The organism is Paenibacillus sp. MB22_1, assembly GCF_047200555.1.
Lineage (GTDB): Bacteria > Bacillota > Bacilli > Paenibacillales > Paenibacillaceae > Fontibacillus > Fontibacillus phoenicis.
This window is the reverse complement of record NZ_JBLADV010000001.1, coordinates 1,111,554-1,134,007: the sequence shown is the minus strand read 5'-3', so window position 1 is coordinate 1,134,007 and position 22,454 is coordinate 1,111,554. Positions and strand designations below refer to the sequence as shown.

The 22,454-nt window shown below is 54.1% G+C and carries 16 protein-coding genes; 2 read left to right on the top strand and 14 right to left on the bottom strand.

Features of this window, described 5'->3' with window-relative positions:
• Window positions 1–224: 224 nt before the first annotated feature.
• The 5 genes from ACL02P_RS05215 to ACL02P_RS05195 all read right to left on the bottom strand — a co-directional run bounded on the left by ACL02P_RS05215 (window position 225) and on the right by ACL02P_RS05195 (window position 9,528).
• Window positions 225–680, bottom strand: a complete 456-nt coding sequence (locus tag ACL02P_RS05215; RefSeq protein WP_036645881.1) for a GNAT family N-acetyltransferase — start codon at window positions 678–680, stop codon at window positions 225–227.
• A 116-nt stretch (window positions 681–796) separates the two neighbouring features.
• A complete protein-coding gene (locus ACL02P_RS05210) occupies window positions 797–2,590 on the bottom strand; it encodes an ABC transporter ATP-binding protein (RefSeq protein ID WP_260070794.1) in 1,794 nt (597 codons plus the stop codon).
• Window positions 2,591–2,649: 59 nt separating this feature from the next.
• A complete protein-coding gene (locus tag ACL02P_RS05205) occupies window positions 2,650–4,419 on the bottom strand; it encodes an ABC transporter ATP-binding protein (RefSeq protein WP_036645878.1) in 1,770 nt (589 codons plus the stop codon).
• Between the two features lie 253 nt (window positions 4,420–4,672).
• Window positions 4,673–8,383 (bottom strand): dynamin family protein, encoded by a 3,711-nt coding sequence (locus tag ACL02P_RS05200; RefSeq protein WP_412836903.1) that lies wholly within the window; start codon window positions 8,381–8,383, stop codon window positions 4,673–4,675.
• A gap of 158 nt (window positions 8,384–8,541) precedes the next feature.
• On the bottom strand, window positions 8,542–9,528 hold the full coding sequence (locus ACL02P_RS05195) for a helix-turn-helix transcriptional regulator (RefSeq protein ID WP_009225932.1): 987 nt from the start codon (window positions 9,526–9,528) through the stop codon (window positions 8,542–8,544).
• 149 nt (window positions 9,529–9,677) lie between these two features.
• Between ACL02P_RS05195 and modA the strand changes: the two genes are divergently transcribed.
• Together modA and modB are read left to right on the top strand one after the other, a co-directional pair.
• Complete coding sequence (gene modA, locus ACL02P_RS05190) at window positions 9,678–10,547, top strand: molybdate ABC transporter substrate-binding protein (RefSeq protein ID WP_009225931.1); 870 nt, start codon at window positions 9,678–9,680, stop codon at window positions 10,545–10,547.
• 6 nt (window positions 10,548–10,553) lie between these two features.
• On the top strand, window positions 10,554–11,228 hold the full coding sequence (gene modB / locus ACL02P_RS05185; protein WP_009225930.1) for a molybdate ABC transporter permease subunit: 675 nt from the start codon (window positions 10,554–10,556) through the stop codon (window positions 11,226–11,228).
• Between the two features lie 101 nt (window positions 11,229–11,329).
• Here the strand turns inward: modB and ACL02P_RS05180 are convergent, their stop codons facing one another.
• The 9 genes from ACL02P_RS05180 to leuC form a co-directional block, all read right to left on the bottom strand.
• Window positions 11,330–11,608: a hypothetical protein gene (locus tag ACL02P_RS05180; protein WP_009225929.1), complete on the bottom strand. Its 279-nt coding sequence runs from the start codon at window positions 11,606–11,608 to the stop codon at window positions 11,330–11,332.
• Between the two features lie 30 nt (window positions 11,609–11,638).
• Complete coding sequence (gene nth, locus ACL02P_RS05175; protein ID WP_009225928.1) at window positions 11,639–12,316, bottom strand: endonuclease III; 678 nt, start codon at window positions 12,314–12,316, stop codon at window positions 11,639–11,641.
• Window positions 12,317–12,427: 111 nt separating this feature from the next.
• Complete coding sequence (locus ACL02P_RS05170; protein WP_412836902.1) at window positions 12,428–15,151, bottom strand: S-layer homology domain-containing protein; 2,724 nt, start codon at window positions 15,149–15,151, stop codon at window positions 12,428–12,430.
• Window positions 15,152–15,225: 74 nt separating this feature from the next.
• Entirely contained in the window at window positions 15,226–15,825 is a 600-nt protein-coding gene (locus ACL02P_RS05165) for a GerMN domain-containing protein (RefSeq protein ID WP_260070820.1), read from the bottom strand.
• Window positions 15,826–15,850: 25 nt separating this feature from the next.
• On the bottom strand, window positions 15,851–17,323 hold the full coding sequence (locus ACL02P_RS05160) for an N-acetylmuramoyl-L-alanine amidase (protein ID WP_412836901.1): 1,473 nt from the start codon (window positions 17,321–17,323) through the stop codon (window positions 15,851–15,853).
• Window positions 17,324–17,867: 544 nt separating this feature from the next.
• Window positions 17,868–18,485 (bottom strand): GerMN domain-containing protein, encoded by a 618-nt coding sequence (locus ACL02P_RS05155; RefSeq protein WP_009225924.1) that lies wholly within the window; start codon window positions 18,483–18,485, stop codon window positions 17,868–17,870.
• A gap of 38 nt (window positions 18,486–18,523) precedes the next feature.
• Complete coding sequence (locus ACL02P_RS05150) at window positions 18,524–20,038, bottom strand: N-acetylmuramoyl-L-alanine amidase (protein WP_412836900.1); 1,515 nt, start codon at window positions 20,036–20,038, stop codon at window positions 18,524–18,526.
• Window positions 20,039–20,271: 233 nt separating this feature from the next.
• Window positions 20,272–20,871: a 3-isopropylmalate dehydratase small subunit gene (leuD, locus tag ACL02P_RS05145; protein ID WP_009225922.1), complete on the bottom strand. Its 600-nt coding sequence runs from the start codon at window positions 20,869–20,871 to the stop codon at window positions 20,272–20,274.
• Between the two features lie 25 nt (window positions 20,872–20,896).
• On the bottom strand, window positions 20,897–22,321 hold the full coding sequence (leuC, locus tag ACL02P_RS05140; RefSeq protein ID WP_036645872.1) for a 3-isopropylmalate dehydratase large subunit: 1,425 nt from the start codon (window positions 22,319–22,321) through the stop codon (window positions 20,897–20,899).
• Window positions 22,322–22,454 lie beyond the last annotated feature (133 nt).

Genomic DNA, 22,454 nt, shown 5'->3' with positions numbered 1-22,454 from the left:
AAATCACTTATTATTCCGTTAATTATGTTAGTATTAGTGACATCTGAAATCACCTTACTCCCTCGACTACGTAAAACTACAGTTTCCAACTTGTTCTCCAGCCAAGAAAGTAAAATAAATTTACACAGATGTCTCCCGCCTTCCCTGCAAAACACAAAAAAGCCCCGCCCTTCAAAAGGGCGGAGCTATATCGCGTACAACGCAGTTTGATTTAATTTCTCAGCTTAGTTCAACGGCTTATTCATTCGGTAGCCGGTGCATCTGAAGCCGCAATGTTCATAGAACGCTTTAGCGGACAGATGGTTCTCGCGGGCTGTAGATAATACCAGATCTGTGCTGCCCCGTTCACGGGCCCACATCTCCGCCGCTTCGATCAACCGTCTTCCGATCCCTGTGCCGCGGTGTTTCTCGTCAACGACCAATGCCGTAATCCGGGTTACCGGTCTACTCATGTCATGCGTCTGAAGCTGCTTAAGAAAAGCTGTCCCAACGATCACGCCGTCTAGTTCCGCAACCAGGTTGCCTAGCAACAGCTGGCCTTCCAACATCTCTAAACGTTCCTTTAATACACTGGCCGTCATCGGATAACGCAGTTGACGCATTAAAGGAAGCATGTGTTGAACATCGTCGCAACAAGCCTTGCGAATGACCAAAGCCGGAGCTAACGCCTCACTACTCAATTGGACCAAACCACCTTTAATAAATTTGCCGTTTTAGTATCCTATTCTATTTTCCGGCTTTACGGGCAAGATTGCAATAGTTCTAATTAAATATCTAAATATTTTTCGATAAAAAGTTACAAATACCGAAATTGTGCTTGGACCAAGCCGTAATAGATTCCCTTTCGTTCCATCAATTCCCGGTGAGTGCCCGATTCTCTAATCTCACCATGATCCAGCACGACGATTTTGTCAGCACTTCGGATGGTGGAGAGCCGGTGAGCTACGATAAACGACGTTCTCCCTTTGAGCAGCACCTTCAGCGCTTCCTGGATCTTGAGCTCCGTTTCCGTATCGATGCTGGCCGTTGCCTCGTCAAGGATCAGAATCCGCGGATTAGCCAGCAACGCCCGGGCAAAAGATAGCAGCTGGCGTTGACCCATGGACAGCACATTGCCTCGTTCCTCCACCTCGGTATCGTAACCGTTTGGCAGTTTCACGATAAAATCGTGGGCATTCACTGCCTTAGCCGCTGCTTCCACTTCCTCGTCGGTGGCCTCCAATCGGCCAAAACGAATATTCTCCCGAATCGTTCCCGAGAAAATAAACGTATCCTGGAGCACTACGCCAATTTGACTGCGGAGGCTTTGGACCGTCACGTCGCGGATGTCATGACCATCGATGACAACCGATCCGCCGCTAGGATCGTAAAACCGGCTGAGCAGGTTGATGATCGTGCTTTTCCCTGAGCCGGTGTGGCCAACGAGGGCGATCGACTGGCCGGGTTGTACCTCCAGGTCAATGCCTTTTAAGGCAGGGCGTCCTTGTTCATATTCAAAGACGACGTGGTTAAAGCGGATCTCGCCCGTAATCACCGGCAGCGGCTTGGCTCCCGGCTTATCGGCGATATTCGGCTCCTCATCGATAAATTCGAAGATCCGTTCAGAGGAGGCCATCGCCACAAGGAGTTGGTTGTACATTTGTCCCAGGCGGTTGATCGGGTCCCAGAAATTACCCACATAGTTGCTGAACGCCACCAACAGACCAATCGTCAGTTCACCGGACTGAATCAGGTAGACGCCTAGTACAAACAAGACAAACGTGCCGATCCCCCCGGTGATTTCGATTAAGGGGCCAAACGCCTGGTTCATCGCTGACGCTTTATCCCACGATTTCTTGTTGCTCAGGTTCATCGAATCGAAGTACCGCATATTCTCCCGCTCTTGTGTGTAAGCCTGAGTTACGCGAATCCCCTGAATCGACTCGTTCAAATGGGAGTTAATCCGCGAGTTCTTCATGCGGACTTCCTGCCAGGCCATCCGGATTTTTTGCCGCAGTTTGGTGGAGATCAGGAACATGATCGGGACGGTGACCATCACCGCCAGCCCGAGCTTCCAGTTGATCAACAGCAAAATCACGACGATCCCGGCCAGCTGCACGCAATCGATCATCAGGTTGACGACCCCGTTGGTGAACAGATCCTGCAGGGAATTGACGTCATTGGTGACCCGTACCAGCACCGAGCCGGCCGGACGTTTGTCAAAGAAGTTAAACGAGAGCTTCTGAATATGCTTAAACAAATCGGCGCGCAAATCATAGATGACCCTCTGCCCGATGATATTCGTGAACTTGATCCGGTAAACGCCGGAAGCCCATTGGATGAGGTACAGGACAAGGACGGAGGCGGTGATGCCGTACAGCAGCGATAAGTTGGTCTGACCGTTCGCCGGTGCGATCGCGCGGTCGATGGCCAGACTCGTCAAGTAAGGTACGGCCAGCTTCGTCACAGTACCAAGCACCGTCATCAGGATGATCAAAGGCAGCATCTGCTTGGCATACGGCTTCATATAAGCAAAGAGCCGGCGGAATTGCTGCCAGTCAAAGGCTTTGTCAATCAGCTCATCGTCCTGGTACACAAACCGCTCTTCGATTTTGCCAAGGCCGGCATCCTTGCCGGACTTGGGTTTCGACCTGGTCGCGGTATAGGTATTCACGCATCTCCCTCCCCTTCATGCCCAAGGGCTCCAGCCAAATGGTCTGCATATTGGATACGGTACACATCTTGGTACGGACCCGGGATTTCAATCAATTCCTCATGTTTCCCGCGTTGTACTACCCGGCCTTCGTTTAAGACGAGGATCTCATCGGCATGCCGCAGCGAAGAGATCCGATGGGCAATAATAAACGTTGTCCGTCCTCGCATCACTTCCTGGAACCCGGATTGGATCTCCTGCTCGGTCTCCATATCCACCGCGCTGGTGGCATCGTCCAAGATCAGGATTTTTGGATTCTTGAGCAAGGCGCGGGCGATGGCGATCCGCTGCTTCTGGCCCCCGGACAATCCGAGTCCCCGTTCACCTACGACGGTATCGTAACCGTCCGGCAGCTCCATGATAAAATCATGCGCTTTGGCTAGTTGGGCGGCACGAATGATTTCCTCCATCGTTACGTTGGTCATGCCGTAAGCAATATTGTTCTTAATAGATGACGAGAACAGGAACGTCTCCTGAAACACCGTAGCAATTTGGCTGCGCAAGCTGCGCACGCTGAGCTCCCGAATGTCTTGGCCGTCCAGCAGAATGCGGCCTTTATTCACGTCGTAAGCACGCATTAGCAGCTGGATAATCGTTGATTTGCCGGAGCCGGTGCCGCCAAGAAAGCCAATGACGGAGCCGGGCGGAGCATGGAAATCGATGTCCACCACCGCCGGCATTTTGTTCCCGTAAGCAAACGTCACTCGATCGAACCGGACATCTCCGCGAACCTGATCCGGATCAAGCTCTATCGCTTGTTCTTTGTCCTTCACATCGATCGGTTGATTTAGAATTTCCAGCACCCGTTCCCCGGACGCTTTGGATTGCGTATAGTTATTGATATGAAAGCCTAAGCCCCACATCGGACCAATGATAAACCAGATTAAACTGAAGAACGCGACCAGATCACCGAGCGACATCGACCCTTTGATCACCAAAGTCCCGCCAACGGACAGCAGCACCGCAACGCTGATCGAAGCCAGCAGCTCCATAACCGGAAAGAACCGGCTCCACAGCGTGGCCGCGAAGATCTGATTATCTTTATAGCGCTCATTCCGAAGCGAGAACTTCTCGACTTCGTGCGGCTCCCGGGCGAACGATTTGACGGTACGCACGCCCGTCACGTTCTCCTGCACCGCGGTCGTTAAGGAACTCAGCGCCAAACGCATTTCCTGGAACGCTGGATGAATTTTTGACTCAAATTTGAGGGCGACACCGGCCAGGAAAGGGATGGTTATCATCGTGATTAAGGTAAGCTGCCAATGGATGGACAGCATGACCGCTGCCCCAAACGTGACCATCAGGATCAGATTCAGCAGTTGGGCAAAACCAAACCCCACGAAGTTGCGGATGGCTTCCAAATCCCCGGTCAACCGCGACATTAAATCCCCAGTTTTCGCCGTGTCATAATAGCGGAACGATAAAAACTGCAGTTTCTCGTAACATGCGTTACGCAGCCGGTACGCCAGGTAGTTCCCCAGCCTTCCGCCAAAAAAACCGTGCAGGAACTGCAAAAGCGCCTTCACAGCCACAACCGAAACCGCCGTCGCGGCAATCCATACGACTTCTCCATAATTCCCCGGCCGAATTACATCGTCGATCAGCTTGCGAAGCAGCATCGGGTAGACTAAGCCAAGCCCAGTCGCAGCTGCCAAGCATAAAATCGACAACACCAAGTAATTCAACTTTGCCTGGTAATAAACCCGAAGTTGCCTAAGAACCTCCATGTCTCTCCTCCTACACCCGTTTGTGGAACTATACTTCAGATACCCCGTCATAACCAAACGGTTCCGGACGTCTTAGCAGCAAGATCAGGGAGAGTCGTCTGAACGCCGCGAAACCTGTCATCGCCTGAAAGCATGCGCTTTCATGGTCTTAGTCCCTTGCAGTTTATCATCATGATTTTCCCGCGGCAAAGCGTAGAAAAGCCTAATATCCGGTAAATACGGATATTAGGCTTTTATCACGGGTGAAACCCGCCTATTTATCATAAAAAGCTTCCATTTCCTCCACATCCCGCCCGATTTGAGCAAGGATGCTTTTCCAACGCGCCAGCTCCTCCGGAGAGACTTTGGAGCCTTGGATGCTCTGCTCCCATTCCGCCCACAAACCGCGGAACGTTTCAGCCGTTTGCTCCTTCCGCAGCGCGATTTCGTGCTCATAATGTTCCCGGAAAAAGGCTTCCATTTCGCCAACGATCGCCTTCAGCTTGGCGAGCAGCGGCTCCTCGAGCTTCGCCCGCAGCTGCAAACGACCGCCGCCTTCAAAAAACGCCTTTGGATTTTTGAAATACGGCCAATAGGTCTCTGGCGCCAACGATCCGCTGCCCAGCAAGCCTTCAGGAATCGCCGGTGTATCCCAGCTCGTTTCCGCGTTCGAATAGCTGAGCGGCATATCCAATGCCGCCTCATGCCGGCGGCACCAGCCTTCGGCTTCCCGGCGAAGCAGCGCCTCCGCTTTGCGCTCCAAACGCAGCGTGGTGGCAAGCAGCTCGCGCTCCAACTCGCCCGAAACTTGATCCAGCCATCCGCGCAGCGCGACGGTAAAATTCCGTTTCAACGGACCGTTATGCTCCTGCAGCAAGGAGGGATGGAAAAATTCCGTGAACAGCTCCAGCGCCTGCAGCCGTACCCGCTGCACAACGTGGAACAGCAGCTCGGCGTTCTCCTGGCTCCATTCCCTGCCGATATCGACCTGAAGAAACTCGGCAACCGCCTGCTCGAACCGATCCCGGCGTCCGCGCAAGGCGGCGAGCTGTTGCTCCGCGTTTTCCGCGCTTTGTCCAGCGGCTTCCGTCCATTTGGACAAACGTTCTTGCATCTGCTTCATCATTTCTACTGCGGACGAAACCGCCAGATTCCCGAGATCCTGTTCCAGGAAAGTCGAAAAGCGTTGCCGGAAAAGGGAGAAGCCTGGGTCATCCGCCGTATTATCCCGCCTTGCAGCCATTGCCCGCATACTGGATACGGCATATACGTTGGGCTGCTGGATGCCGGCGGTACGAAGACCATCCCGTACATGCTCCACGACAGCCGTCAGCTCTTCCTCCGAAGACGCGAGATCGGCGGCGTTGACGACAAAGAACATTTTGTCGAGGGCGAAGCTGCCCTTCATCCGTCCCAGCTGGCTCAGCAACTGTTTATCGGCACGCGAGAACGCGTGATTGTAATACGTCACGAAGATGATCGCATCGGAATCCTTCATATATTGGAACGTGACTCCGGTATGGCGGGCATGGATCGAATCGGCCCCCGGGGTATCCACCAGCACGATGCCTTGTTCAGTTAACGGACAGCGGTAATAAAAATCGATTTCCGCTACGAAGCAGGCTTTCGCTTCGTCTGCCGCATAGCTGCGGAACTGCTCCGCTTCCACGACCTCCACCTGCCCAAGCCGATCAGCGGATTCTGCCCATCCAGCAGCTGCAGCTTGCAAGAAGCTGTAGTGCGCTCGGCCGGCCGCCGGAATGTCTTCGGGCTTCAAGCGCCGTACCGCCTCCATCCAGGCCGTCTCCTTCCATTCCCCTAAGCCGAGGGCTTGGAAGGAGTAGGCCAAGTCTTCGCGGATCGCCTCGGCGCTCTTGAATTTGACGGCGGCCGTGTTATGGCGCTGACCTTCTGCCGGCGCCATCACACGGATGATCGCCGCGGTGGTCGGATGCGGCGAGACGGGCAACACCGCTTCGCCGAGCAAAGCGCTGGCGAAGGACGATTTTCCGGCGCTGAACGCTCCGAACAGCGCCACGGTGAAGACGCCGTCGCGCAGCTCGGCGGCGCGCCGGGTCAGCTCCCGCACCCCGGTGCCGAAGGCCGGGTGGGGAGCCAGCCGCTCCGCCGCAGCCGCCAGGCGTGCGGCGGCGGCAAGCGCGCGCCCGCGCGCAGGCGCAGCCGGCGGCTCTTGCGCCGCCGCGGCTGGCGCGGGCGCCGTTGCCGCCGGGGCACTGCCCCCGGCGGCCATCGCCTGCGGCGGCGGTGCGGCAGCGGCAGCGGTGCTCGCTGCCCCAGCCGCCGCAGGCGCTCCCGCGCCGCCTGCTGCGCGCGGCGCGGCCGCCTCTGCCCTCACCTCCGGCAGCAGGCCGGGGGTGAGGGGCACGGGCGCGCCCAGCAGCGCGGCACAGCGCGCTGCGCGCGCCTCGGCGGCCGCGTCCAGCTGCGCTAGGGCGCGGGCCGCGGGAAGGCGCGCCGCCAGCTCGGCGCGCCGGGCGAGCGCCGCCTCCGCCTCGGCGGCGCGGCGCGGCGACGGCGCGGCGAGCAGCGCGTCGATCACGTCCACGGCCGCGCGGCGATAGCGCGCGGCGATGCCTGCGGCCACCGCTGCCGCGTAGTGCAGCGTCGACTCGCCGGACAGCATCGCCCCGCCTGGAAGCGGCTCCGTGATCCACGCCTCCGCCGGCTTTGGCATCCGCTCGTCGAGCTGCTGCTCCCAGGCTTCGCCCCAAATCTCCAGCTCTTGGCCGATCGCCCGCAGCTCCTGGCGCACATGCCAGTCCAGCTGCGCTTCGACTTGTTCGGCTAACGCCTGCAAAAACTCGCTTTGCCGCTTCTGCTTCTCCGCTTCCGTCTTCCCGGCAGCGAACCAGCCCTTCACTTTAAAGCCCGGCGCCTGACTCTCTAAATAACGCCCCGCCTGCTCCCGCAACGGCGGCGTCATCATTTGGGCCGTTTCCAACAGGCTGCTGATGCGGCGCAGCCACTCCTGCTTCCGCATATCCCATACCTGCTCTCCCGACGGCCCCGCCATTTCCAGCTGCCGCAGCTCTTCTTCCATCGCGGTCACGTCCGTTTCCCCGCCGGCTTCCGCCACCAACTGCTCACGCTGGGACTGCTCCGCCGCAGCCGCACGGGCCAGATAACCTTCAACCGACTGGGCGGCTGAAGCATAAGCGCTATACTCCAGCAAGCCTTCTCCCCGTGCAAACAAATTGCGGATCACTTTCCGTAACTGCGGAAGCATATTGCCAGGAGCGTCCTCTTTTTTAAGCGAGATATAAAAAATCCCCTGCGCCTTAATATTCCAGTTCCGGAACGCCTGACTGACCGATGCCTGGTACGCAGTGAAGGCCAGCTCCTCTTCCCGGTGCTTATCAATTTGGTTCACGATTATATAGACAGGTTTACCATAATCGCTTAACGATTTGGCAAAGCTTAAATTCGTCTCCGACGATACATGGTTATAATCCATCACGTAAAAAACAACGTCCGCCAAATGCAACGCAGAATGCGTGGCCATCGCATGGCCGGCGTCGTTGGAGTCGACCCCCGGCGTATCCAGCAGAACGCCGCCGCGCGGAGGCAGCTCCACCCGGTCCCACAACTCAACGCGGGCATATTCCTCCCCGTTGCGGCAATACGCTACCACCTCGTCCACCGGCACCTCGACCTTCGGTTTCGCCGGATCGGCTGGCGTCAGCAGCGCGCGCGGCTCCCCTTCCCGGATCAGTACCACGTTGGCGCTGGTAGGTAGCGGACTGGCCGGCATCACCGTCTTCCCGCTTAACGCATTAATCAGACTCGACTTCCCTGCCGAAAAATGGCCGCAAAACGCCGCAACCAGCTCCCGTCGGCCCAGCTTATCGCCCACTTCCCGAAGCTCCGCCGCCGCGGTTGCATCTCCTTCCTGCTCCAGCAAGTGCTGCAGCTGATGCAGCCGCTCCTGCAGTTCGTAGTCCGTCTTCGTCATCGTCCGATCCATCCAAGCCCCTCCGTTTTCCACGCTGCGAAATCAAGTTTCATTTTAATTATTCATATTTTAACATTTCCCCGGGCGCTTGGAAATGCTCCCTGCCGCAGCTTCCCTGCGGGCTTCCTGTACAACAAAACCGCCCCCAAATGGAGACGGTTCAAGATTTATTAATATAACCCGGCCTCCCGATCCGCTAACACCTTTCCGGTGAGCGACAGATCGTAGTCGCCAAGCGAGGAGAGCACCCCGCGCAGCTCAGAGGATTCCAGCGCTTCGCGCAGCTTGGCGATCCACTCGCGGTTTTCCGGTTTGTTCAGGACGACGAGATCCACCCGCTCCAGGGTGAGCGGGATAAACTCAAGTCCGGCGATCTTAGCCGGTCTCTCACTGCCGATACCTACGTCCGCTTGGCCGAGGGCAATTCGCCCGCCAAGGCCCATATGCGACGTTTCCTCTTGGTTGTATCCGATAATGGAATCCGGCGATATCCCGTGCTTGCGGAGCTGTTCATCCAGCAGCACCCGAGCGCCAGAGCCTTTTTCCCGGTTAATCAACCGAATTCCCGGCCGCGTCAGATCCTCCCAGGAGCGAATCCCCAGCGGATTGCCCTGCTTGACGTAAAATCCAGCCCGGCGTGCCGCAAAATTCAACACCATATAAGGAAGGGAAATAAAAAGTTTGCGGATATAAGGCAAATTGTACTCCCCGGTATCTCCGTCATACAGATGCGTACTCACGATATCTACCGCACCGTTATACATGGCCACCAAACTGTCCATACTGCTGGCAAAAGAACGCAACGGCCGGCACCCGCGGAGCCTCGATTCCAGCGCTTTCGCCAGCAGGTCGAGTCCTGGATCTTGCCCGGTAATGACCAGCGTTCTTGCACCGAGCGCTTCTCCACCATCGACATCCGGCCGAGGCGGCACGGTATAGGGCACCTGGAATACCGGCACACCAGCGGCAGCATGAGGCGTTGCCCCGCCTTTGGCTCTCTGCTTATAAGCTTCCAGATCGGTGGAATCCACCCGCATCTGTTTACCTACCCGATAAGCAGGAAGCTCTCCTTTTTTGATTAGATCGTAGACAGTTAGCTTGGACACCTTCAACAGCTTGGCGATTTCCTCGGCTGTATAAGAGATCGGTTCGGTCATAGCGTACTCCTTCATCATAGTTCATGCAACTAGACTCATCTTACCGGGGATTTCCCTTTTTTTCAATGAATGCTCCCTAAGTGATCTATACAACTAGTTATGTTTCGTATAATCTAGTTATAATTAGACATAACCAAGGAGGATTCCATATGCAAAAGTTTTTGAAATTGCCCTTTTTGGCCGCATTCGCAGCCATTATTCTACTCCTATCCGCGGGATGCAGCGATCCATCTGCTTCTTCCAGCAACACATCTTCGGTAAGCGCCGATAGCAGCAACGCGGCGAACTCTTCGTCCACAACAGCTGAGAATCCATCTGAACCGGCTGAGCAAGTTGAGCTGCTCATCTCTGCTGCCGCCAGCTTAACCGAAAGCTTGGATGAACTCAAGGGCGTATATGAAGCCGAGCACAGCCAAGTGAAGCTCACTTTTAACTATGCCGCTTCCGGTACGCTTCAGCAGCAAATTGAACAGGGCGCGCCGGCCGACTTGTTCCTCTCCGCTGGAACCAAGCAAATGGATGCCTTGGTCGACAAAGGTCTCATTGACGATCAACTTAAGACCAATTTGCTGACCAATGATCTGGTACTGGTTGTTCCCAAGGACGGTTCCGTAGAGGTCCAAAGCATGGAAGATTTAAGCAAGCTCGGCGATATCGCCATTGGCACCCCTGAATCGGTCCCGGCCGGAAAATACGCACAGCAAGCTCTTACCTACCATAAGCTTTGGGAGCCGCTGCAATCCCATCTAGTGCTGACGAAGGACGTCAAGCAGGTGTTGTCTTATGTGGAAACCGGCAATGTCGACGCCGGATTCGTGTACAAAACCGATGCAGCCCTTTCGGACAAGGTGAAGGTGGCCTTGACCGCAGAAGCCGAAAGCCATGACCCGATTGAATATCCAATCGGAGTGCTCAAGGACAGCGCTCATCGCAACGAAGCTAAAGCTTTCTACGAATTTTTAAAAAGCGACCAAGCCCAGCAGGTGTTCGTCAAATACGGGTTCACCCCGGCGGAGTAACCTCACATGCGTACATTTGAAATCTCGACTTCGTTCTGGGAGCCGATCACGTTATCACTGCAAGTGTCCATCGCCGCCACTGCCATCGCTTTTGTGGTAGGGTTACTGGTGGCATGGCGCATGTCCGCGGCCTCCTTCTACGGGAAAACGCTGGTGGAAACCGTCTTTCTCCTTCCGCTCGTTCTGCCGCCAAGCGTGGTAGGGTTTATTTTACTGGTGGTGTTGGGAAAAAATAGCTGGATCGGACAGGCAGCGGACCGCCTGTTCAACATCAGCTTTGTGTTTCAGCCGCTTGGCGCGATCGTCGCTGCGGCCGTCGTCAGCTTCCCGCTGATTTATCAAACGCTGAAGTCCGGCTTCCTTGAAGTGGATAAACATTTGAAAGACGCCGCCCGTTCCCAGGGAGCCGGAGAATGGCAGGTGCTTATCTATATCGTGCTGCCGCTCGCCTCTCGTTCGCTGCAGGCGGCATTTATTCTCGGATTTGCCCGTGCGCTGGGGGAATTCGGGGCAACGATGATGATCGCCGGCAACATCCCCGGCCGAACGCAAACGATTCCGACGGCAATTTATTTTGCCGTTGACGCCGGAAACCTGCAGCTGGCCTGGGCGTTAACAGGCTGCACGATCCTGCTCTCCTTCGGACTACTGCTGATCTCCTCGCGCCTAAGAAACGATTGATCATGTATAAGCTCAACAACAAAAATCCCCTCGAATGTGGGTTATTACACCACGCATCCGAGGGGATTTCATTTTCTCTTTTGATGAGAAGGATCTGCGCTCTACTTCACCGCAACTTCTGCGGTTTCTGTTGGAAGCAGGACTTCAAACACCTTGCCATGCTGCAAAATCGTGATGCCGCGCGTCTTATCCTTCATGACGACGACCTCAGGTTTCGCCGACATCCGCCCCAAGTAATGCTCAGGCACTTCACCGGAGTCGCTGACCATTAACCCTTCCACTTCACGTTCGTCGTTTTCACCTAAATTCAAATCAAGGACTTGCTCAAATACGTCCGAGAACTGTTCAAAGTTGTCGGTATACACAGAAATGCATCTCATATGGTCTCTCATCCTCACCTATGGGTTATCTTATTTTGCCGCATTTTTCTTAGGTTTTCTGTTTTGCGGCGTTTTCATACGTTTTTTGCCCTCCCGGCAAACGTCAAGCAGCGGGCAGACATCACATTTGGGGGCTTGCGCCTTGCAGTGATACCTTCCGAAAAAGATCAAGCGATGATGCGTTAATGTCCATTCCTCTTTAGGCACCCGCTTCATCAGCTTCTTTTCCACCTCGAGAACGGAATCGTTCCACCCGGCCAAACCTAACCGTTTGCTGACGCGCTCCACATGCGTGTCAACGGCGATCGCCGGAACGCCAAAGGCATTGGATACGACAACGTTTGCCGTCTTACGCCCAACACCGGGCAGCTCAACCAGCTTCTCATGTTCTCTCGGCACCTCTCCGCCGTACCGTTCCAGCAAGATTCTGCACAAACTTTGAATATGCTTGGCTTTGCTGCGGTACAAGCCAATTTTGCGGATATCCTGTTCCAGTTCCTCCAGCGGAACCGATACGTAATCCTCCGGCGTTTTATACTTCTTAAATAAATCAGCCGTAACTTTATTTACCGTAGCGTCGGTGCACTGCGCGGACAGGAGGACGGCAATCGTAAGCTCAAAGGCATTCTCGTGGTTCAACTCACAGCGCGCATCCGGAAACATGGCACCGATGGTGTCTAAAATATGGCGGACATCAGCCGCGTTCATGTCTCCACTCCTTTCCTGGAGGCCCTGCTGGCCGCATGGTTTTATCCGCGAAAAAACCGTCTTGACTCGGGAAACATCCCGCATCAAGACGGTTGATCTCACGAAAAATGATTATTGCTTTTCGACTTCAACCAGCTTGTCTCCGTTGAAATACAAAACAATTTTATCATTAATCTGGAGGGATTGCACGGATATTGTCGTGTCACCTTGGTGAATATACGTATCCGCTGTTACCGCAAAGCGATAATTGTTGTCAGACGTGGAGGACCGCAAGACGATAATTTCCTTGCTTACCCCGTCGTAACGGGAGAATTTGCGTTCTTGCGGCGTCAGCACCTTAACGACAACCGCTCCGTTTGTATCTTTGCGAACCTCAACATGATCACTGGTCGTTAGCGATGTCACACTTGTGCTGACTTCCGTTCCACGTTGAACCTTCACGCCGCTCGCTAAGGAATAGGTTTCCACGTTCCCGGCAAAAGATTTTACCAGCAAGGTCGAACCATCAACGCTTTGAACCTTCCCTAACGTCAGCTTCACGACTTGCAGCGAGATCGCCGTTTGGCCGTTAAACGTAACGTTAATTGTTTGGCCCGCCTTCAAATCGCTGACTTTAATCGCCCCGCCATTTTCGCCAAGCAGTACAGCTTGATCCACATAGAACTCGGAGGTCACACCGTTCGCCGTCGCCCGAATGCGGCTGTTTGCCGTATTTACCGAAACGACTTCAAACTGGATGGAGCTCTTCACCGCCAACGTTTGCAACGCGTCTTGATTCGCCGTCAGCATCGCGGTAACCGCATCCCCGGCTTTGAGATCGGCCAGCGAGGCGTTCGCTTTACCATAAATGCTGATCGTCGGCGTTGTTCCTTGATAAGGAATTTCTACGGTTTTGCCATTGTTCTGCAAAATCGTAATTTTCTTCGCGGAGGTATTGGCCGATACATAAGTGCCTTCGTACTTGTAGGTCACATCCACATTAACGACGCGAGAGCCGACAACGGTCAGATCTATTTTGCGTCCTTTGGATAGCAGAGCCTCCAGACCGGACAACGTTGGCGAGGTTGTGTTGTAGCTGTATTTCGTCTTCTCATCGATCACGAACACATACGGTTTCTCCGACGCATCCAAGACAGTAAGCGCCTTGGTTTTCGTATCGTAGTTGATCACCGTTGCGCTCTCCAATTTCTCGGATTGACGTCCCGTAACTACGATCTTCGTCACTTCGTCGTCAGGATTCAGTGTCAATTCGACCTTGTCCCCGCCCTTTTCGTCGGTGATCAGATCGTCCAGGCTTGCATCAGCGATCCCGTTGATTTCCACAGTCACGTTCTTCGCCAGCCGCTTGATTTCGTCACGTCCGCCTGCATTCGTATAGCTCAGCAACGTATCGCCAACGAGATCCAGCAAGGTCCCGGTCACCGTTCGTTCTGTCGCTTGGGTCACAACCAAGGAGGCCAGCACGCCGTCCTTCACTTCAAACGTAACCGATGCCCCTTCGTTCACTTCGCCCATCTGATTCAGAACTTGATTTTGGTAGAGCAAAATCGTCTTATCGTTGAATTTGAACGTTTCTTCATTGCCGTTAGCAAGTTTGATCGTAATGTTCTTACCGGTAAGATCAATTTTCGAAACCGTACCGCTGCCGGATACATTCCCTACAGATTGCAGTTGAATGATCACCGGCTTCTTGTCAGACGTAAATGTCTCACGTTGAACAACTACCGTGCTCTCCGGCGTTAAGTCGCTAGCTTTGATGGAGTTCCCGTACTGATCCACAAAAGTGGTATTGCTGTCATAGGTCAACGTCAACGGATTGTTATTGACCAATAAGAGCAACTGGTTATTCCCGAGGATACGCAGCAACGTTCCTTCCGAGCGCTCCAACTGCTGGTTCGGATCGGTTACTTCTACATATGCGGCTGAGCCCACCTTATCCACGGCCAGCACTTTCGTATACAGCTTCAAGGCGCTTTGCGTTGTTCTCGTTTCGGAATCCTTCGTGAAATAGACCGAACGGTTATCCAACGTAAAGCTCTTCATCTGTCCGTTCGTATACAACGTCAGCTTGCTGTCCGTAAGCTCGGTAACAATCCCCTCGTAGACGTTGGCATAGCCCGGGTTGACGTATTCACTGCCGCGGCTAAAGAAGGTTGCGATTTGGGCTCGCGTGACTTTGCCCAGTGGATCGAACCGATTGCCCTCCACCCCGTTGGTCAGCTTCAGTTGAACCGCAACATTAACGTATCCTCGCGCGTTCGCGGAGATGCTGGTTTGGTCGGCAAAGCCGGTTGGCAGCGTTGCGGAGGCTTTCGCTTCCGCGTCTTTACCCAAGGCGCGAACGAGTAGCTTGGCCACCCATTCCCGGGAAGCCTTCTTCTCACCCCAAGCTTCGCCTTCCTTCGTGGATGCGAGCTCTTCGTTTTTGTCAATCAAATTTTTCGACAGTGCCAGCTCCAAATAAGGTTTAAAATAATTGCCAACTTTCAGATCTGCCGGAGCTCCGGCACCGTTGCCCAGTTGCGAATCCAGGTTCATGAACCGGATCGCCATCGTAATCGCTTCCTGCTGGGTGACGTTGTCGCCCGGACGGAACTTGCCGGCATCGCCTAGCAGAATGCCTTCAGCTGCTAATTTGTATATATGTTTCTCCGCCCAAAAACCGTTCGGTACGTCGCTAAACAAGGATACCGACGCAACGCTTTGCGAGTTGGTTACAGCCGGCGTTTCCTCGGCGAATGCCGCCGTCGTCCCGCCCAAGCACATGGCCGTGACCAGCATCGCGGAGACCGCTTTCCGGGTACTGCGTTGAAACGTGCGTTTATAGGATGCCATCAAATTCTTCCTTTCTACAAAAAAGATCTCCTTAAACCATTCGACGGCGGACGGGCGAGTTCCTCCCCAATCCCTTAATTTCTTACTAATGGATGCGTCAGTTCGACATGACCCATCAAAGTATCCACGGGAGAGCCATCAACCAGCACATCGATCGCTTGCACCTCGTCGAATTGGAACAAAGTGTTCTTCAGCGCATCAAGCGCCAGCGCTTCCCCGCCTGCTCCAAGGCGCGCTTCATCCGGCAGCGTCAAATCAACGGTTACCGTTCCTTCCTTGAAATCGGCGGAATGAAACTCCGCTTTGCCCCATAGGGAGAACTGGCTCGCATTGCTAGGAGCTTGCAGCGCTTTGAGGGCTGCCAAATATTTATCTTGCTTCGCTGGATAAGAGATCTCGCGGCTCTCTTTGCTTAGCTCCAGCATCTGATCATCGGTAAAATAAACCTCGATGCTCTCCGTCATCTGCTGCGGTGCATTCGTTTCGTCCGCTCCTTGCGTCGAATCGGAATTTTGCGGCGTAGCCTCGTCTGGTACTTGCACACTTCCTTGGTTGGCCTCGGCATTCCCCGCTCCGTTATTCGGAGCGGCCTGCGGTTTCTGCCCGCAGCCGCTGCTCAAGGCGAGCAGAAGTACCAGGATTCCAAGGATAATGCTTCTTCTTCTTCTGTTCACGGTGACTTCCTCCTTCGCCCGGCGATCACTGAAGGCCGAGATATTCTTTAATGCCGTCAACGATACCCTGGGCAACTCTGCTCCGGTACTCATCGGTTGCCAACAGTGCATCATCGTTTTTGTTACTTAAGTACCCGCATTCCAGCAGCACGGCCGGCATCGTCGTTTCCCGGGTCACGTGCAGGCTTTGCGTACGGACTTTGCGATCGGCCAAGCCGGAAGCTTGAACCAGATGCTTATGCATGACCTTCGCCAGATCCAGGCTGGCTGCCCGCGTATAATAGGTCTCCACGCCGCTGGCCGAAGCAGAGCCGGAATTCGCATGTACGGAGATAAAGATGTCTGCTTTTACGTTCTCGGCAATCTTCACCCGGTCAGACAACGTCGGATACGTATCGCTTTCGCGCGTCAACACTAGATTGATGTTCGGATCGTTTTTCAGCAGCTCCTTCACCTTCAGAACGACCGCCAGGTTAAAGTCTTTTTCCTTCTTCTTCGTCACACTGATGGCGCCCGGGTCGCTTCCCCCGTGACCGGCATCCAGCACGACCGTCTTCTTCCCGCTGCCGCCAGAGGTTCCTCCGCCCTGACTTGATTCCGAGTTCAAATTCACAAAAATTAAGCCGTCATTCTCATTGACCAGCTGGTAATTCACCTTGTGATTCAAATCCAATACGATCCGAACCGTCGAGGGATTGTTGCTGAACAACGCATATCTGACCTTGGAAACATCAGGGTATTCCGTTACCTCAATGGACCCGCTCTTGCTGGCATCCAGCGGCGCGCCTCCAGCCAACGCTTCGGCAAATTGAGCTTGCGGCAGATCGATCACGAGCCGTTCCGGGCCGCTCATCGTAAAAATATTAGGCGTCACATTCTTATCGACCGCAATCATCAGGCTGTTGTTATCAAACGCGATTCCGGTCACTTTCGCCAAATTGCTGGTATCTGCCGGAGGTACAACCGTTCCCGGCTGCTGCCCATCGGTTCCGGTTCCGTTGCCGTTCCCGGTGTTGTTGCCAGACCCGGCATTGCCGGTATTTCCGCTTCCACTGCCAGAGCTTGGCGTCGTCAAATAGGCAGCCTTAGCTGTGTTATCCCAAGCCACTTGCAGCCCCATTTGCTCTCCGACAAACCGCATAGGTACGAGCGTAGTATCTTGGGCAAGCTTCGGCGCGACGGGCAGTTTGACCTCGCTTCCATTGACGGAAGCGGTTGTTTGATTAATGACGAGAATAAGCGTTGTACCGGATTGCTTTATGGTTACCGTGCGCGTCTTCTTCTCATAGTTGACGTCAAAACCTAGCTCCTCCGCGACGACACGAATTGGAATCATCACATTTCCATTCACATTTTGGACTTGTCCATTTTCGGGCAAAGCGAGTGCTTTCCCATCCAGATAAATACTCGTAATGCCGGACGCAGCATGTCCTGTTTGCGCCATTACGAAGAGAAGCAACCAGGCGAACATGAGCGTCACCAAACTTTTTTTCTTCATCCGTCACCCCTACCTTTAGAATTTTTGCCTTATGATGCCGTGGGTGTTCACTTCCATTTCGACATCACCAGACGACATATTAGACGCCAAACCGCTTGGAAAGTTGCGAAAATCTGGCATTTTTCTGCTTAACTTTTGCCAGTGTTTCCTATGAAAATCCTAGGTTTCCTGGATGCGGAAAGAGAGAATTGGGCCCAAGTTTGCGTTGACCGGTGAAATAACGCCTTAAAAGGGCGCTATCTTCAACAAGGTAGGGGATTTGGCAAAAATAGAGGAACTTTTGGGCGCTATTTTCGTGGGAAGGGGGAAAAAAGCAGGATAATGGGGCGATCCTGGACAAATAAGGCCATGAATTACCGCTATTGTCGTGATAGCGGGTATAAATCATGGAATAAGGCCACAAAGTACCGCTATTGCCGCCAGAGCAAAAAAACAGCCCAGCAAATCCTCAAATGGATTTACTAGGCTGGCTATAGTCTGTTAACGGCTCTTGAGTTCCGTTACATTTCACACGGCGGCCTTTCCGCGCTCTTTGATTTCGTGCTTACCGGGTCATCGGATGTTCCAGATCGACATGGCCCATCAGCGATTCGACTTGCTGACCATCCACCGTCAACTCGATTTGCTGGACTTCATCAAACTGGAACATCGTGTTCTTCAGCGCTTCGATAGCCAGCGACTCCCCACCCGCACCAAGGCGCGCTTCGTCCGGCAAGTGAATATCAATCGTTAGTAGCCCGCTCTCCGGTACGAACTTCACCGTATTCAGGACCACCTTCTCCCATAGGGAGAGCAGACTGTCATCATCCGTTTGCAGCGCCTCAAAGGCGCTTTCGTATTTGCTATGGTCCGCTGTAAATTCAATCTCACGCGGCGTCTGCTTCAGCTCCATCATTTCATCATCTGTAAAATAAACCTGAATGGTCAGCTTCTCCGCCCCCGTTTGTTGCGAACCAGCTTGGGGATCCCCCGATTCGCCGGTACCGTTGACCGGCCCTTGCACCTCTTGCATCTGTGTTTCACTTTGCTGCGCCCCGCTGCTTAGGGCGGTTTCCCTTAGATGCTCATTCTCCGGAGGTGAAGCCGCCGGCTTGTTTCCGCACCCTGCGGCAACCCCCAGCATAGCCACCAAAGCCAGCAATACCGCCACTTTTCTTTTCATGCCGCTCCCCTCCTTGTCGTTTCGGCCTCTCTTATCGATTATAAGCCCAGATATTCTTTAATACCCGCGACAGTACCTTCTGCAACACGCTGCTGAAATTCCTCCGTGTACATTAATCCGGCATCGGTCTTATTGCTGAGATACCCCACCTCAAGCAGCACGGCCGGCATCTTCGTTTCCCGTGTGACATGCAGGCTGCTCTTTCTGACGCCGCGATCCGCCAAGCCCGTTGCCTTCACCAAATGCCGGTGCATGACATTGGCGAGCGGAATGCTCTCGTCCCGGGTGTAATACGTTTCTGAACCGCTGGGGTTGCTTGGAGGATCGATGCTGTTTCCATGGATCGATACGAACACCGAAGCCCCGCGATCGTTGGCCACCTTAACCCGGTCTTGGAGCGACATGGTGACGTCCGTCGTACGGGTCAGGATCACCTCCAACCCGGCTTCCTGCTGCAGCAGCGCCTCGACTTTCAGCGCCACAGCCAGCGTAAACTCCTTCTCCTGTTTCTTGGTGACGCTGATTGCCCCAGGCTGGCTCCCGCCATGCCCCGCATCGATCACAACCAGCGGTCGGCCGCTTCCGCCCGTGCTGGTATTCGGTACGCCTGCGGCTGCTGTCAAGTCGACGGTTACAAGGCCATCGTCGAGGTTCGTGACCGTAAACTCAACGCTCCGGTTCAAATCGATTACAATCCGAACAGTTGACGGCGATTTGCTAAACAGCGAATAGCGGATCTGGGAGACGTCCGGATAATCGCTGACGGCAAATTGACCATTCCGGCCTGAGTCCAAAGGATGAACGTCCCCGAAGGTCGGAGCAAAGTCGGCGTTGGGAATATCTATGACGAGACGTTCGGGACCGCTCATTTTAAATACGTTCGGGGTGACGCTGCCGGAAACAGCAAACATCAAACGATTTTCGCTAAAGCTGATGCCTTGGATCAACGCGATAGGGCTCTCAGCTTGGTTCCCGGTTGAAGCTCCCGGGTCGTATGTATCGTCATCCCCCGCTATTGGCTGCCCTCCCGGAACAGAGTTCGGAGTCTCCGACCCTGGGGCTTGGCTGGCCGTACCCGGAACAACACCGGCGGCGGAACCTCCCGCAGGACTGGTTAAGTAAGCGGATTTCGTGGCATTATCCCAGCTGACCTTCATGCCCATCTGTTCACCAACGAAACGTAGCGGAACAAGCGTTGAGTCTCCCTGCAGAAAAGGAGCATTACTCAGCTTGACCAACTGACCGTCAACATAAGCGGTGTCCTGACCCAGCGTGAGCTTGAGCTCGGTGCCCTCCTGCGTGATCGTAATCGTGCCGCTCTTCTTCTCCCAAGCGACTTGATAACCCAAACCTTCGGCAACGACGCGCAGCGGCACCATCACGTTGCCCCTCACGATCCCCGCTTGGGCACCGGCAGGCTGCTCAAGCTCCTGGCCGTCCAACACGATATGTGTCCCGGATGACTCCGCCGAGGCGGCGTAGGCGTTGTTCACCAATCCCGGAAACACGAGCAAACCAACCAACATAAACATCAATAAGCCGAGTTTCTTCATCCGTAAATCCCTACCCCACCCTCGTATTTTGCCGAATCAAGAATCTCATTGACGGATACGCCACCAGAATGGGATCCAGCGAGCATTGTAAACGCCAACATTCCTAAAACGTTGCTAATTACTTCCATAATATCAGAAAAAACACGGGGCTGATAGACTTATATTTTCATAGATTGACAAAAAAAGCCCCAGCTGCATGTCGCAGCCGGGGCTTCCCGCCAAGTTCAGACGGTTTAAGCCAAATGCGCAAATTTCTTCTTCTCGTATGCCGCAATCAAATCTTCGTGCTGGAGCGTCAAGCCGATATCGTCCAAGCCTTGCAGCAAAAACTGGCGGCGGTGCTCATCCAGATCAAAACTGATGTTCAAGCCGTACTCGTCGGTGATCGTTTTTTGCTCCAGATCCACCGTCAGTTTATATCCCTCATGGGCTGCCGTGCGTTGGAACAGCTCCTCCACTTGTTCTTCCGACAGCTTAATCGGCAGGATACCGTTCTTAAAGCAGTTGTTATAGAAAATATCCGCAAAAGACGGTGCAATCACGCAACGGAATCCATAATCCAAAATGGCCCACGGCGCATGCTCCCGCGAGGAGCCGCAACCGAAGTTGACGCGTGAAATCAGAATGGACGCACCCGCGTACCGCGGTTTATTTAATTCGAACTCCGGATTGGGGTTCCCTTCTGTGTCAAACCGCCATTCATAGAACAGAAACTGGCCAAATCCAGAACGCTCAATCCGTTTCAGAAATTGCTTAGGTATAATTGCATCGGTATCTACGTTAACACGGTCCACGGGACCTACGATTCCAGTATGTTTCACAAATGCTTCCATCGTCGATTCTCCCCTTTTCCCTCGATTAGCTCAGGACTTCACTCTTGATTTCCCATTCACGCACGTCGACGAAATGACCCTTGATCGCCGCTGCTGCCGCCATGGCTGGAGAAACCAGATGTGTTCTGCCGCCGCGCCCTTGCCGTCCTTCAAAGTTACGGTTGGAGGTCGAAGCGCACCGTTGACCCGGCTGCAAGACATCAGGGTTCATGGCCAGACACATACTGCAACCTGCGTCACGCCATTCGAATCCCGCTTCTTTGAAGATTTTGTCGAGACCTTCTTTCTCCGCTTGCAGCTTCACGCGGCCCGAGCCTGGAACGACGATCGCCGTAACTTTGTCGGAAACCTTGTAGCCTTTAGCGATTTCCGCTGCTGCACGCAGGTCTTCGATCCGGCCGTTCGTACAGGAACCGATAAAGACATAATCGATCGCGATATCCGTCATCGGTGTACCTGGTGTTAAGCCCATGTATTCCAGCGCTTTCTCAGCGGCTTTCCGTTCATTCTCATTTGCGAAGTCGGCCGGGTTCGGCACCACGCCGTTGATCCCCGTACCCATCCCAGGGCTCGTTCCCCAGGTAACTTGCGGAATCAGCGAATCCACGTCGAATTCGACGACACGGTCGTAAGTTGCACCTTCATCGGTAGCCAGCTTCTTCCACTCCTCCACCGCCTGATCGAACGCTGCACCCTGCGGCACATGCTCGCGGCCCCGCAGGTAATTAAACGTCGTTTCGTCCGGGGCAATCAAGCCTGCTCTTGCTCCAGCTTCGATCGACATGTTACAGATCGTCATCCGCTCTTCCATGGACAGCTCCCGGATCGCTTCACCCGTATACTCGATAACATAGCCGGTAGCAAAATCCGTGCCATACTTGGCGATAACGCCGAGGATCATATCCTTTGCAGTTACCCCTGGTTTACGTTTGCCGACAAAACGGACTTCCAGCGTTTTCGCTTTCGCCTGCTGCAAGCATTGAGTTGCCAGTACGTGCTCAACCTCACTCGTACCAATCCCGAAAGCAAGCGCACCAAACGCACCGTGCGTGGAGGTGTGGCTGTCGCCGCAAACGATCGTCTTGCCCGGATGCGTCAGGCCCAGCTCCGGCCCCATAACGTGCACGACGCCCTGGTCAATCGTGTCGAGGTCGTACAAGGTGATGCCAAAATCGCGGCAATTCTTGGCCAGCGTATCGATCTGCTGCTTCGAGATCGGGTCGGTAATGTTATAACGGTCTTTGGTAGGAACGTTATGGTCCATCGTAGCGAAGGTCAATTCCGGGCGCCGCACCTTGCGTCCGCTAAGGCGCAGACCTTCAAACGCCTGCGGTGAAGTCACCTCGTGAACGAGGTGCAAATCGATATAGAGAATGCTCGGCTTGCCTTCCTCTTGATAGATGACGTGGTTATCCCAAATTTTCTCGTACATTGTCTTTTTGCTGCTCATGATCAATCACCCCACAGAAGGATTCGTACACGTGATCAAGGCAAAAGTGCAGATTGCTGCTCCCTCCGGCCTTGAATGTTGAATCCAATATAACATGATCGTGTTAATTGTTCCAAGATATAATATCTATAAA

What these genes read in the sequence shown, in the direction of transcription:
- ACL02P_RS05205 (WP_036645878.1), bottom strand. Translation starts at nt 4,419, where the DNA reads ATGGAGGTTCTTAGGCAACTTCGGGTTTATTACCAGGCAAAGTTGAAT.
- ACL02P_RS05200 (WP_412836903.1), bottom strand. Translation starts at nt 8,383, where the DNA reads ATGGATCGGACGATGACGAAGACGGACTACGAACTGCAGGAGCGGCTG.
- ACL02P_RS05195 (WP_009225932.1), bottom strand. Translation starts at nt 9,528, where the DNA reads ATGACCGAACCGATCTCTTATACAGCCGAGGAAATCGCCAAGCTGTTG.
- modA (WP_009225931.1), top strand. Translation starts at nt 9,678, where the DNA reads ATGCAAAAGTTTTTGAAATTGCCCTTTTTGGCCGCATTCGCAGCCATT.
- modB (WP_009225930.1), top strand. Translation starts at nt 10,554, where the DNA reads ATGCGTACATTTGAAATCTCGACTTCGTTCTGGGAGCCGATCACGTTA.
- ACL02P_RS05180 (WP_009225929.1), bottom strand. Translation starts at nt 11,608, where the DNA reads ATGAGATGCATTTCTGTGTATACCGACAACTTTGAACAGTTCTCGGAC.
- nth (WP_009225928.1), bottom strand. Translation starts at nt 12,316, where the DNA reads ATGAACGCGGCTGATGTCCGCCATATTTTAGACACCATCGGTGCCATG.
- ACL02P_RS05170 (WP_412836902.1), bottom strand. Translation starts at nt 15,151, where the DNA reads ATGGCATCCTATAAACGCACGTTTCAACGCAGTACCCGGAAAGCGGTC.
- ACL02P_RS05160 (WP_412836901.1), bottom strand. Translation starts at nt 17,323, where the DNA reads ATGAAGAAAAAAAGTTTGGTGACGCTCATGTTCGCCTGGTTGCTTCTC.
- ACL02P_RS05155 (WP_009225924.1), bottom strand. Translation starts at nt 18,485, where the DNA reads ATGAAAAGAAAAGTGGCGGTATTGCTGGCTTTGGTGGCTATGCTGGGG.
- ACL02P_RS05150 (WP_412836900.1), bottom strand. Translation starts at nt 20,038, where the DNA reads ATGAAGAAACTCGGCTTATTGATGTTTATGTTGGTTGGTTTGCTCGTG.
- leuD (WP_009225922.1), bottom strand. Translation starts at nt 20,871, where the DNA reads ATGGAAGCATTTGTGAAACATACTGGAATCGTAGGTCCCGTGGACCGT.
- leuC (WP_036645872.1), bottom strand. Translation starts at nt 22,321, where the DNA reads ATGAGCAGCAAAAAGACAATGTACGAGAAAATTTGGGATAACCACGTC.